We start from the raw sequence: 11,834 nt of genomic DNA on the forward strand, positions 1-11,834 counted from the left end.
GTGATCGACGCGCTCGGCGCCGACCCGCTCACCCCCGCGTTCGAGCACGGCGACCGGATCGTGGTGCGCGGCGAGCTGCTGGAACTCATCGGCCGGTGCACCGCCGGGCTGCGCGCGGCCGGGCTCGGCCCGCGCCACGGCGTCGCCATCGACACCGCCGTCACGCCCGAGGGCTTCGCCGTCCAGATCGCGGCGCACGTCCTCGGCTGCCGCGTCGTCGGCCTGCGCCCCGGCCTCACCGCCGCGCAGCTCGCGCACGTCCTCGGCCAGGACGTGCGCGCCGTCGTCACCGACGACCCGCGTCCGCAGCTGCACGAGGCCGCCGGTGCCGCCCGGGTGCTCGAACTCGGCCCGGAACTGCTGCGCGCGCAGGAGACCCCGGTCGCGCGCGGCGAGCTCGACGACCCCGCGCTCGTCGTGTTCACCAGCGGCAGCACCGGGACGCCCAAGGGCACCGTGTTCGACTACCGCGCCATGACCGGGCACTGGAGCTGGCACGCACCGGCGTGGACCGAGCGCACCGCGGAACTCGCCGCGAAGTACCGGCGGTTCCTGCTGTTCGGCACGCTCAGCAGCGCCGTCGTGCAGGAACACCTGGCGCTGTGCCTGCTCTCCGGCGGCACCGCGGTGATCCCGCGCGAGGTGCCGGAATTCCCGCGGGTGCTGGCGGAACTGCGGATCACCGCCTGCCTGCTCACCGTCGCGCGGCTGCACCAGATCCTCGACGCGCTGGGCGAGCAGGAGCACGACCTGAGCGCCGCCCGGATGCTGCTGGTCGCCGGATCGCCGCTGGCCCCGCACAAGCTCGCCGAAGCGCACGCCCGCATCGGCCCGGCCGTGCACCTGGGCTACGGGCAGACCGAGACCGGCATGCTCAGCCTGCTGTCCGCGGCCGACATCGCCGAGCGGCAGCAAGCCGCGAACTCCGTCGGCCGCCCGTGGGACGGCGTGCGGGTCGAGGTCCGGGACGCCGACGGGCTGCCCCTGCCCGCCGGGACCGACGGCGAGGTGTGGGTGCGCACCGCCCACTCGCTGCGCGGCTACTGGCAGGACCCCGCCGAAACGGCCGAGGTGCTGCGCGACGGCTGGGTGCGCACCCGGGACGTGGGACACCTGGACGAGGCGGGCTTCCTGCACCTGACCGGGCGTGCCCGGGACGTGGTGATCGTGAACGCGATCCTGCACTACGCGGGCCCGATCGAACGGGCGCTCGCCGGACATCCCGCGGTGGACCAGGCGTACGTGGTCGGCGTCCCGGACGAGCGGACCGGGGAGGCGATCCACGCCCACCTCGTGCTCGCCGGGGACGCGGAACCCGACCACGCGGAGCTGCGCGACCTGGTCGCCGCCGAGCTGGGTCCGGCCGCCGCGCCCGCCGTGATCCGGGTGGTGCGGCGGGTGCCGCTGACCGCGGCGGGCAAGCCGGACAAGGCGGCGCTGCGGGCGTTGACCACGATCCCCGAGCCGCGGTGATCCCCTGCGGGGCGTTCGCGGGCCCCGGCCGGAAAAAGTGTAGTGACTACGAGTTTGGAGTCACTTCATGTACCGTTCCGGTCGAGGGACCCGCTCCCGCCCCGCAGGAAGGACCACCATGCCCACTCCCCCGCCCCGGATCGCCGTGATCGGCGGTGGCCCCGCCGGGCTCACCTTCGCCCGCGTGCTGCAACGGCACGGCCTGCCCGTCACCGTCCACGAACGGGACCGCGACCCGGTGGACCGCGCGCAGGGCGGCAGCCTCGACCTGCACCGGGATTCCGGGCAGGTGGCGCTGACCGCGGCCGGGCTGCTCGACGAGTTCTTCGCCGCGTCCCGGCCGGAAGGCCAAGCGCTGCGGCTGCTCGACCGGGCCGGGACCGTGCTGCTCGACGCGCCCGCCGACCCGGACGACCGGTTCAAACCGGAGATCGACCGCGGCGAGCTGCGCGCCCTGCTGCTCGGCTCGCTCGAACCCGGCACCGTCGAGTGGGACCGCCGGTTGCGCGCCGCCGTCCCCCTCGGCGACGGGCGGCACCGCCTCGACTTCACCGACGGGCGCAGCACCACCTGCGACCTGCTCGTCGGCGCCGACGGGGCGCGGTCCGCGGTGCGGCCGCTGCTCTCGGACGCCGAACCCGCGCACTCCGGCGTCGTGTTCGTCGACGTGGTGCTCACCGACGTGGACCGCGCGCACCCGGAGCTCGCCGAGCTCATCGGGCACGGCATGACGTTCGCGCTCGACGAGGGCAAGGGACTGCTGGCGCAGCGCAACAGCGGTGGTGTCATCCGGGTGCACGCCGCGTTCCGCGCCCCGTCCGACTGGGGACGCGATCTGGACCGCGGTGCGCTGCGCGCCGTGCTGCTGGAGATGTTCGCCGACTTCGGGCCGGTGCTGCGGGACGTGCTGCACCGCGGCGAGGGCCCGTTCGATGTGCGCGCGATCACGGCGCTGCCGGTCGGCCACCGCTGGAGGCACCGGCCGGGCGTGACGTTGCTCGGCGACGCCGCGCACCTGATGTCCCCGTTCGCCGGGCAGGGCGCGAACCTGGCGATGCTCGACGCCGCCGAACTCGCCGAGCGCATCGCCGCGGGTGGGCCGCTGGACGAGGCCGTCGCCGCCTACGAGGAGCGGATGTTCCCCCGCTCCGCCGAAGCCGCCGCCAGAGCCGCGACCGGCATCGAGGACTGCATCGGCCCCGGCGGACCGGCGCACGCGTTCGCCCACTTCCAGGCCATGACGGCCGGAAACCCGCAGCGCACCTAGGATTCCGCGACATGCCCACCCCAGAACCCGCCGGCCGCCGGGAGCGCAAGAAGGCCCAGACCCGCGCCCGCATCGCCGAGACCGCGCTGGAGCTGTTCCTCGAACGCGGCTTCGCCGAGGTGACCACCGCCGAAGTGGCCGAGGCCGCCGACGTCTCGGTGACCACGCTGTTCAACCACTTCCCCAGCAAGGAAGCGCTCGTCTTCGACGAGGACGCCGAACGGGAGGCCGCGCTGGTCGCCGCGGTGCGCGACCGCGAACCCGGGACCTCGGTGGTGGACGCGCTGCACCGGTACTTCAGCGGCGTCCGGGAAGCACACCTCGGCGACGACGGCGGGGCGCGGTTCCGCGAATTCCGCCGCATGGTGCGGAGTTCGCCGAGCCTGGGCGAGCACGTGGATCGGATGTGGGCGCGGCACGAGACCTCCCTCGCCGCCGCCATCGCCGAGGACGCGGGCGCACCGGCCGACGATCCGACGGCGCGCGCCTTGGCGCACCTGGTCCTCGCCGCCCGGTCGGTGCCCGGCGATCCCGACGCCGGATTCGACGCCGCGTTCGCACTGCTGCGCGCGGCCTGGCCCCCGGACGACTGGCCCACCGGATGACCGGCCCACCGGCTCCGCCCGACCCGGTGCACGGACCGTTCACCCGCCCCCAGCACGAGAAGAGGACACCATGACCGCTCGAACCACCCTCCACATCGGACCCGACGTCGAGGTGGCCGTCGACGAGGCGGGCGGTTCCGGCCGCCCCGTGCTGGTGCTGCACGGCGGCGGCGGACCGGCCACCGTCGCCCCGATCGTCGAGCACTTCGCGCCCGGCCACCGTGTCCTGGCCCCCGTGCACCCGGGCTGGGAGGGCACCACCCGACCGGACCGGCTCGGCTCGGTCGCCGACCTGGCGCAGGCCTACCTGGGACTGCTCGACGAGCGCGGACTGCGGGACGTGCTGGTGCTGGGCAGCTCCTTCGGCGGCTGGGTGGCCGCCGCGATGGCGGTGCGCGACCGCGGCGGGCTGCTCGGCGACCTGGTGCTGCTGGACGCCATCGGTCCCGAGATCGCCGGCCACGAGATCTTGCTGCCCGCCCCGCCGCCCGGGCGGCCCGGCCCGCCGCCCGCCGCCATCGAGGCGATCCGCGCCTACGGCGGCACCGCGATGGCGGACCCCGCGCTGCTGGGCGACCTCGCGCAGGTGCGGTCCCGCGCGCTGGTGGTGTGGGGCGAGGACGACCAGGTGATCGGCACCGGCTACGGCCGGGAGTACGCGGCCGCCTTCCCGGACGCCCGATTCGCGGTCATCACCGGTGCCGGGCACCTGCCGCAGGTCCAGGCACCGGCCGCGACCTTCGCCGTCATCGACGAGTTCCTGGCCGCGGCTCGGGGCTGACCGCGGGCTCCCGCGCCGGGGCCGGGTCGGCGAGCAGGCCGCGCAGCAGCTCCAACCGCTCCGCGGATCGGCTGCCCGGCTCGGCCGTGTAAGCGATCAGCACCGGCCCCGGCCCGCCCGGCAGCGGGTAGGCGTCCCAGTCGAGGTCGAGCTCACCGACCAGCGGGTGCGCGAAGTGCTTGCGCCCGCGGGTGCGTTCCCGCACGTCGTGGCGCGCCCAGAACCGGCGGAACTCCTCGCTGCGCACGCTGAGCTCGCCGACCAGCTCCTTCGCCCGCGGGTGGTCCGGGTCGGCGGCCACGGAGGCGCGCAGCATCCCGATGTACTCCAACGCGCTCGACGCCCAGTCCGGGCACACCTCGCGGGCGTCCGGGTGGTGGAACAGCGCGCGCAGCACGTTGCGCTCGTGCGGCGGCTGCTGGTCGAGGCCGCCGAACAGCGAACCGGCGAGCGCGTTCCAGGCCAGCACGTCCAGGTGCCTGCCCAGCACCAGCGCGGGACCGCCGATGGTGTGCAGCAGCCGCCGCGTGCTCGCGGGCACCCGCTCCGGGGCGCGCCGGCGCACCGGTTCCGGGCGGCGGGCGGCGCGGGCCAGCGCGTGCAGGTGCCGGGTCTCGTCCTCGTCCAGCTCCAGCGCGCGGGCCAGCGCGTCCAGCACCTCCTCGGAGGGACGCACGTCCCGGCCCTGTTCCATCCGCTGGTAGTAATCGGTGCTGACCCCGGCCAGCAGCGCCAGCTCCTCGCGCCGCAGCCCGGTCACCTTGCGCCGCGGCCCCGGTTCCAGGCCGACGTCCTGCGGGCGCAGCCGGGCGCGCCGGGTGCGCAGGAAGTCGGCCAGCTCGCGGGAGTGGGAACCGTTCATAGCTGCGATTCTGCCCGCTCCGGGGCCGCGCAGGGTGGGTCCGGTGGTCCCAGGGAACGGGCGCCGACCGGTCCCGCCCGGGCTCACCGGAAAAGGAATTCGGCGGATGTTACGGGCCCCGCACCATTCCGGAGAACGGTTGTCGTGTTCTCGCCAACGCCCCGGGTGAACCGGCCGTGAACCTGTTCGAAAGCACCGGATCATCCTCTGGGAATCGTCCACCCGGAGCCTTATGATCATGCCGATCACACGGCGATCGGAAGGTTGTGCTGCGATGGGAACACTGGAGACCGGCAGAAGGCGCGGCACCCGGCGGCTCGGGAAGTCCTCGTTCGCGTTCCGCGCCCTGGTCGGCACCGCGGTGCTGTTCGTGGGCCTGCCACCTGCGGTGGCGCTGGCCGATCCGCCGCAGGCGCTGCCCGGCAGCGCGGCCGAGGCGGACGCGAAGTGGCAGCCCGCTTTCGATTACGACGGTGACGGCTGCTATCCCACTCCGGCCATCGGGCCGGACGGCACCCTCGCTCCCGGATTGGAACCGTCCGGTGCGCTGAACGGAAATTGCCACGACCAGTCGGACTTGGACAACACCAATTCCTACTCGCGCTCGAAGTGCGACGGCGACTGGTGCGCGTACATGTACGACCTCTACTTCGAGAAGGACCAGGCGCTCGGCGGGGTGCACGACGCGTTCGGGCACCGCCACGACATCGAGCACGTGGTGATCTGGGTGAACGACGACCAGGCGAAGTACGTCTCCACCTCCGCGCACGGCGACTTCTCCACCTACCCGGCCGAAGAGGTGGGCTTCGAGGACACCCACGCGAAGATCATCTACCACAAGGACGGGCCGAGCACGCACTGCTTCCGCCTCGCGGGCAAGGACGAGGAGCCGGAGAACCACTACGGCACCTGGCAGTACCCGGACCTGGTGAGCTGGGAGAACTACCCGGAGGGCATCCGCGACGCGCTGACCTCCGCCGACTTCGGCAGCGCCAGCCTCGGCATCAAGGACGACGCCTTCGCGGGCAACCTCGCGAAGGCCAAGCCCGACGACATCCAGTTCGACCCGGAGGCCTGAGCCCCACCGGCCGGGCGCGCGCCGCCCGGCCGGTTCCGGGAGCACCGGCGCTGCACGAGGTGGTGACCTGCGCGCCCCGCGGCCGGTCAGCCGGGGACTTCGAGATCACCGTCGCGCGCGGGCCGGCGGCGCTCGCCGACGCCGACCTGGTGTTCGTGCCCGCCGCCGACTACGCGCTCCCCGACGACGTGCGGGACGCCCTCGGCCGGATCCCGGCGGACCTGCGGGCCGGCCAGGCACCTCTCCCGGCAGCCACCGCGGCACGTTCCAGCCCGGCGGTGCCGACGACGCCGCCTGATCAGTCCTCAGTGGACCGTCGGCGGATTCCGCGTCACACCAGCGAGTTCTCCCACAGCTCACGAAGGGACTCCGGCGCGAGGACCCGGCCGGGCGGGCCCGCGGCGTGCAGGTGCCCGTCGCGGAGCAGCAGCGCGTGGTCGGCGTCCCGCGCCTCGGCGAGGTCGTGGGTCACGTGGACGACGGTGGTGCCGCGGGACTTCTCCTCGTCCAGGACCTCGGTGATCCGCCGCTGCGCGGTGACGTCGAGCCCCGCCGCCGGTTCGTCGAGCAGCAGCAGTTCGGCCTGCTGCGCGAGGCCCTGCGCGACCAGCACCCGCTGCCGCTGACCGCCGGAGAGCGCGCCGAGCGGGCGGTCCGCCAGCTCGGCGACGTCCAGCCGTTCCAGGCAGTCGGCGACGATGCGGCGGTCCTGCCGCGACAACCGCCGCCACGGCCCGGTCCGCGCCCACCGCCCCATCTCCACGGTGGCGCGCACCGTCATCGGCAGCGCGTCCGACACCGCGCTGCGCTGCACCACCAGCGCCACCTCCCCCCGGCGCCGCACCGAACCCGAGGTCACCGGCAGCACGCCGGCGAGCACGCCGAGCAGCGTGGACTTCCCGGAACCGTTGGGGCCGACCACCGCCGTGCGGGCGCCGATGGGGAACGCGGCGGTGACCCGGTGCAGCACCGGGTTCCGGCGGTATCCCGCGGACACCTCGTGCAGCACCGCCGCCCGGTGGTCTTCGTCGGTGATCGCTCTCACGGGAGACAGTCTACAACGACAATCGTTTTCAATATAGGGTGATCCGTCATGGATTGGTTGTTCGTCCCTTTTGAGGTGTCCTTCGTGCAGCGCGCGCTGTGGGCCGGGGTGCTGGTCTCGCTGATCTGCGCACTCGCCGGCACCTGGGTCGTGCTGCGCGGCATGGCCTTCCTGGGGGACGCCATGTCGCACGGGATGCTGCCGGGGGTGGCGCTCGCGGCGCTGCTCGGCGGTGACCTGCTGCTCGGCGCCGCGCTGAGCGCCGGGGCGATGGCCTTCGGCGTGACGGTGCTGGGGCGGTCGCGGCGGCTGTCCGCGGACACCGGGATCGGGCTGCTGTTCGTGGGCATGCTCGCCGCCGGGGTCATCATCGTGTCGCACTCGCAGTCGTTCGCCGTGGACCTCACCGGCTTCCTGTTCGGCGACGTGCTCGCCGTGACCCCGCCCGAACTCGGGCAGCTCGGCATCGCGCTCGCGCTGGCCGCGCTGATCTCGCTGGCCGGGCACCGCGCCTTCGTCGCGCTCGCCTTCGACCCGCGCAAGGCCCGCACCCTCGGCCTGCGCCCCGGCCTCGCGCACGCGCTGCTGCTGGGCCTGGTGACGCTGGCGATCGTCGCCTCCTTCCGCGTCGTCGGCACGCTGCTGGTGTTCGGGCTGCTCATCGCGCCGCCCGCGGCGGCCGTGCTGTGGGCGAAGCGGATCCCGGTGGTGATGGCGGTGGCCGCCGCGCTCGGGATGCTCTCCACCGCGCTCGGGCTGCTGGCGTCCTGGCACTGGGGCACCGCGGCCGGCGCGACCATCGCGGCCACCGCCGTCGCCCTCTTCTTCCTGTCCGCGCTCGGCGCCGAACTGCGCGACCGGGTGCGGGACCGACCGCACCGAACGGAGCCCGCCCTGTGAAACCGACACCGACCGTCCTCGTCGCGGCGCTCGCGCTGGCGACCACCGCTTGCGGGGCACCGGCCGAACCACCACCGCCCGCGCCGCACGGATACGTGGCGGGCGCCGAGGAATCCGCCGAAGCGCAGTCGCGGCTCGTCGTCGCCGACGCCACCACCGGCGGGGTGCGCGTGCTCGACCTGCTCACCGAGGAGGTCGTGGAACTCGCGCCGGTGCCCGGGCTCCGGGCGATCAGCACCGACGGGCGGCACGCCTACCTCAGCGGCGACCGCGGCACGCACGTCGTCGACAGCGGGTCCTGGATGGTCGACCACGGCGACCACGTGCACTACTACCGGGCCGAGATACGCGACGCCGGCGACCTCGCCGGAGCGACCGCCGCGGCGCACGGCGACCCGAAGGTCTCGGTGGTGTCCACCCGGGACGGCGCGGCCGTGCTGCTGGACCGGACGGCGCTCGACGCAGGCACCGCCCGCCCCACCGGCGAGGTCTCCATCGCGCCCGGAACCGCCGCCGTGCCCTACGAAACCCACCTGATCGCCGCCGCCGCCGACGGCACCGTGCGGGTGCTCGACCGGTCCGGGAAGCCGACCGCCACCGTCGAACCGCCCTGCCCCGAACCGGAGGGCACCGCGCTGACCCGGCGCGGCGTCGTGTTCGGCTGCGCCGACGGTGCGCTGCTCGTGGCCGAGGACGACGGCGCCTTCCACGGCGAGAAGATCCCCTACCCGCGCGCGGTCGGCGCCGACGAACGCGCCCGCGACTTCCAGCAGCGCCCCGGCAGCTCCACCCTCGCCGCCCGCGCGGGCGACCGGGGCACCTGGTCGCTCGACGTCGGCGACCGCGCCTGGACCTACGCCGAGACGGGGCCGGCCGTCGCGGTGAACGCCGTCGGCGAGGGCGGCCCGCTGCTGGCGCTCACCGCCGACGGCGTGCTGCACGCCCACGACCCGGAAACCGGGGAGCAGACCGCGGAAACCCGCGTCACCGCGCGGCCGGTGGACCCCGCCGGACCGCTGCCGGTGATCCTGGTGGACACCTCCCGCGCCTACGTCAACGACGTCGCCACCGGCACCGTGCACGAGATCGACTACAACGACTCGCTGCGCCAGGCCCGGCGGTTCGACCTCGGCGGGCAGGCCACGCACGTGGTGGAGACCGGCCGATGAGCGCCCGGCTCACGGCCGCCGTCGCGGTGCTCGCCGCGCTGCTCGGCCTCACCGCCTGCACCGGTTCCGCACAGCGCGCCGAGATCGTGGTGACCACCAACATCCTCGGCGACATCACCCGCAACGTCGTCGGCGACCAGGCCGAGGTGTCGGTGCTGATGCGCCCCGGCGCCGACCCGCACTCGTTCGGGATCTCCGCGCAGCAGGCCGCGGAGGTGGAGCTCGCCGAACTCGTCGTGCACAACGGGCTCGGGCTCGAAGAAGGCGTGCAGCGCACCGTCGACGCCGCCCGCGGCGCCGGGGTCGCCACCCTGCCCGTCGCCGAACGCGTCGACCCGATCGACTACACCGGCGACGAATCCCGAGGCCAGGCGGACCCGCACTTCTGGACCGACCCGAGCCGCGTCGCCGAGGCCGTCGACCTCATCGCGCAGCAGGTCGTCGAGCACGTCGACGGCGTCGACCCGGCGGTGGTGCGGGCCAACGCGGACCGCTACCGGGGCGAGGTCGAGGCGCTCGACGGCGAGACGGCGCGGCGCTTCGCCGAGCTGCCCGCCGAACGACGCAAGCTCGTCACCAACCACCACGTGTTCGGCTACCTCGCGCAGCGCTACGACTTCGAGGTGATCGGCGCGGTCATCCCCAGCGGGACCACGCTGGCCTCCCCCAGCGCCGCCGACCTCGCCGACCTCGCCGGGGCCGTGCGCGCCGCCGGGGTGCGGGCCGTGTTCGCGGACTCCTCGCAGCCCGACCGGCTCGCCCGCGCGCTCGCCGACCAGGCGGGGCTGGACGTGCGGGTGGTGCCGCTGTTCTCCGAATCGCTGAGCCCGCCCGGTGGCGGCGCCGCGACCTACCTGGAGATGGCGCGGGCCAACGCCGACGCCATCGCCACCGGACTCGCCGGATGACCCGGCGCGCGAACCTCCCACCGCACGAGAGAAGAGGACCGATCATGCCTTCCTCCAGCAAGATCGCGAGCATCGCCGCCGCGGCGCTGGTGCTCGGCGCCTGCGCCGCCCCCTCGCCGGAACCCGCGGCGGAACCGCCGTCGGGCCCGCCGGTGCCGGAACCGGTCGTGGCGAGCTACGACGGCGGCATCTGGGTGCTCGACGGCCGCACCCTCCAGGTCGCCGCGGACCTCCCGCTGCCCGGGTTCAACCGGCTCAACCCCGCGGGCGACGACGCGCACGTGGTCGTATCCACCTCCGAGGGCTTCCAGCTGCTCGACGCCGCGCACCCCGAGCTGACCGACGTGAAGTTCCCCGGCGCGAAGCCCGGCCACGTCGTGCGCCACGCCGGCCGCACCGTGCTGTTCAGCGACGGCACCGGGGAGGTCACCTCCTTCGACCCGGCGCAGCTCGGCGACGGGAAACCCGCCACCGAGCACCACACCACCGCCGAACCGCACCACGGCGTCGCCGTCGAGCTGGAGGGCGGCGAACTGCTCACCACCCTCGGCAACGAGGACGAGCGGGTCGGCATCGTCGTGCTCGACGCGGACCGGAAGGAGATCGCCCGCAACGAGGACTGCCCCGGCGTGCACGGCGAGGCGACCGCGCAGGGCGGTGCCGTCGTCGTCGGCTGCGAGGACGGCGCGGTGCTCTACCGGGACGGGAAGATCACGAAGATCCACAGCCCCACCGAGTACGGCCGGATCGGCAACCAGGCCGGTTCCGAGCACTCCCCCGTGGTCCTCGGCGACTACAAGCAGGACGAGGACGCCGAGCTGGAGCGCCCCGAGCAGGTCTCGCTCATCGACACCGCCACCGGCTCGCTGAAGCTGGTCGACCTCGGCACCAGCTACACGTTCCGGTCGCTGGCCCGCGGCCCGCAGGGCGAAGCGCTGGTGCTCGGCACCGACGGCGGCCTCCGCGTCATCGACCCGGCCGCGGGACGCGTCGTGCGGACCATCCCGGTCACCGGATCCTGGCAGGAGCCGCTGGAGTGGCAGCAGCCGCGGCCCGCGCTGTTCGTCCGCGGCGGCACCGCCTACGTCAGCGACCCGGGCGAGAAGGTGATCCACGCGATCGACCTCGCCACCGGGGAGAAGACCGCGACCGGGCAGCTGCCCGCCGCGCCCAACGAGCTCAGCGGCGTGCAGGCCTGACCCCGGATCGATCGAGGACGCGGCCCCGGCGGACCACCCGCCGGGGCCGCGTCGCGTCCGCCGAGTTGCCGACACATGCGCGTCCACTAATGTGACGGGGCCGGAAGGTTGCTCCATCCGGCGGTCGTGTCCGAACGAAACGCAGTTGCGAGGTTTTCATGACCACCGCTCACGCCCAGCACACCGACCACCAGCACGCGCACGGACCGGATTGCGGGCACGTGGCCGTACCGCACGGCGACCACACCGACTACGTGCACGACGGGCACCTGCACCGCGCTCACGACGACCACTACGACGAGTGCGAGCAGACCGAGCACGTTGCGCACGACGGGCACTCGCACGTGCACGGCTCCGGGTGCGGGCACGTCGCCATCCCGCACGGCGACCACACCGACTACCTGCACGACGGGCACCGCCACGCCGCGCACGACGACCACTACGACGAGCACTGACGAACCGCACCACGCCGGCCGGTCGAGACCACTCGACCGGCCGGTTTTCGTTGCCGCAACAGGGGAACCTCACTAGGAAACCGGCCTCGCCG

12 protein-coding genes are annotated in these 11,834 nt (G+C 74.2%); 10 read left to right on the plus strand and 2 right to left on the minus strand.

Annotated features, from left to right (window positions below; translation table 11 throughout):
* From H1226_RS17615 to H1226_RS17630, 4 genes are all read left to right on the plus strand, one after another.
* Positions 1 to 1,473, plus strand: coding sequence for a class I adenylate-forming enzyme family protein (locus H1226_RS17615; RefSeq protein WP_258341717.1), 1,473 nt, complete (start codon positions 1 to 3; stop codon positions 1,471 to 1,473).
* A gap of 118 nt (positions 1,474 to 1,591) precedes the next feature.
* Positions 1,592 to 2,740, plus strand: coding sequence for an FAD-dependent oxidoreductase (locus H1226_RS17620; protein WP_258341718.1), 1,149 nt, complete (start codon positions 1,592 to 1,594; stop codon positions 2,738 to 2,740).
* 11 nt (positions 2,741 to 2,751) lie between these two features.
* On the plus strand, positions 2,752 to 3,345 hold the full coding sequence (locus H1226_RS17625) for a TetR/AcrR family transcriptional regulator (protein ID WP_258341719.1): 594 nt from the start codon (positions 2,752 to 2,754) through the stop codon (positions 3,343 to 3,345).
* Positions 3,346 to 3,415: 70 nt separating this feature from the next.
* The gene (locus tag H1226_RS17630; RefSeq protein ID WP_258341720.1) at positions 3,416 to 4,126 is read left to right on the plus strand and encodes an alpha/beta fold hydrolase; all 711 of its coding nucleotides are present in this window, start codon (positions 3,416 to 3,418) and stop codon (positions 4,124 to 4,126) included.
* Here the strand turns inward: H1226_RS17630 and H1226_RS17635 are convergent.
* Complete coding sequence (locus H1226_RS17635) at positions 4,092 to 4,988, minus strand: helix-turn-helix transcriptional regulator (RefSeq protein ID WP_258341721.1); 897 nt, start codon at positions 4,986 to 4,988, stop codon at positions 4,092 to 4,094. The two genes, H1226_RS17630 and H1226_RS17635, sit on opposite strands and share 35 nt — an antisense overlap.
* 274 nt (positions 4,989 to 5,262) lie before the next feature.
* Between H1226_RS17635 and H1226_RS17640 the strand changes: the two genes are divergently transcribed.
* Positions 5,263 to 6,066 carry an NPP1 family protein gene (locus H1226_RS17640; protein ID WP_224962614.1) on the plus strand — a complete coding sequence of 268 codons (804 nt, stop codon included), beginning with the start codon at positions 5,263 to 5,265 and terminating at the stop codon, positions 6,064 to 6,066.
* Between the two features lie 331 nt (positions 6,067 to 6,397).
* On the opposite strand, the gene aztA is transcribed toward H1226_RS17640, so the two are convergent.
* Complete coding sequence (gene aztA / locus H1226_RS17645) at positions 6,398 to 7,111, minus strand: zinc ABC transporter ATP-binding protein AztA (RefSeq protein ID WP_258341722.1); 714 nt, start codon at positions 7,109 to 7,111, stop codon at positions 6,398 to 6,400.
* A gap of 48 nt (positions 7,112 to 7,159) precedes the next feature.
* On the opposite strand from aztA, the gene aztB reads away from it, so the two are divergent.
* From aztB to H1226_RS17670, 5 genes are all read left to right on the plus strand, one after another.
* The gene (gene aztB / locus H1226_RS17650; protein ID WP_258341723.1) at positions 7,160 to 8,011 is read left to right on the plus strand and encodes a zinc ABC transporter permease AztB; all 852 of its coding nucleotides are present in this window, start codon (positions 7,160 to 7,162) and stop codon (positions 8,009 to 8,011) included.
* The gene (locus tag H1226_RS17655) at positions 8,008 to 9,180 is read left to right on the plus strand and encodes a hypothetical protein (RefSeq protein ID WP_258341724.1); all 1,173 of its coding nucleotides are present in this window, start codon (positions 8,008 to 8,010) and stop codon (positions 9,178 to 9,180) included. Before aztB ends, H1226_RS17655 begins: the two co-directional genes overlap by 4 nt.
* Positions 9,177 to 10,088, plus strand: coding sequence for a zinc ABC transporter substrate-binding protein AztC (aztC, locus tag H1226_RS17660; protein ID WP_224962602.1), 912 nt, complete (start codon positions 9,177 to 9,179; stop codon positions 10,086 to 10,088). The genes H1226_RS17655 and aztC overlap by 4 nt, the downstream gene beginning before the upstream one ends.
* Before the next feature lie 44 nt (positions 10,089 to 10,132).
* Positions 10,133 to 11,287 carry a zinc metallochaperone AztD gene (aztD, locus tag H1226_RS17665; RefSeq protein WP_258341725.1) on the plus strand — a complete coding sequence of 385 codons (1,155 nt, stop codon included), beginning with the start codon at positions 10,133 to 10,135 and terminating at the stop codon, positions 11,285 to 11,287.
* A 158-nt stretch (positions 11,288 to 11,445) separates the two neighbouring features.
* Entirely contained in the window at positions 11,446 to 11,742 is a 297-nt protein-coding gene (locus tag H1226_RS17670; RefSeq protein ID WP_224962598.1) for a hypothetical protein, read from the plus strand.
* Positions 11,743 to 11,834 lie beyond the last annotated feature (92 nt).

The sequence above is a fragment of the Saccharopolyspora gregorii genome (genome assembly GCF_024734405.1).
Taxonomy (GTDB): Bacteria; Actinomycetota; Actinomycetes; order Mycobacteriales; family Pseudonocardiaceae; genus Saccharopolyspora_C; species Saccharopolyspora_C gregorii.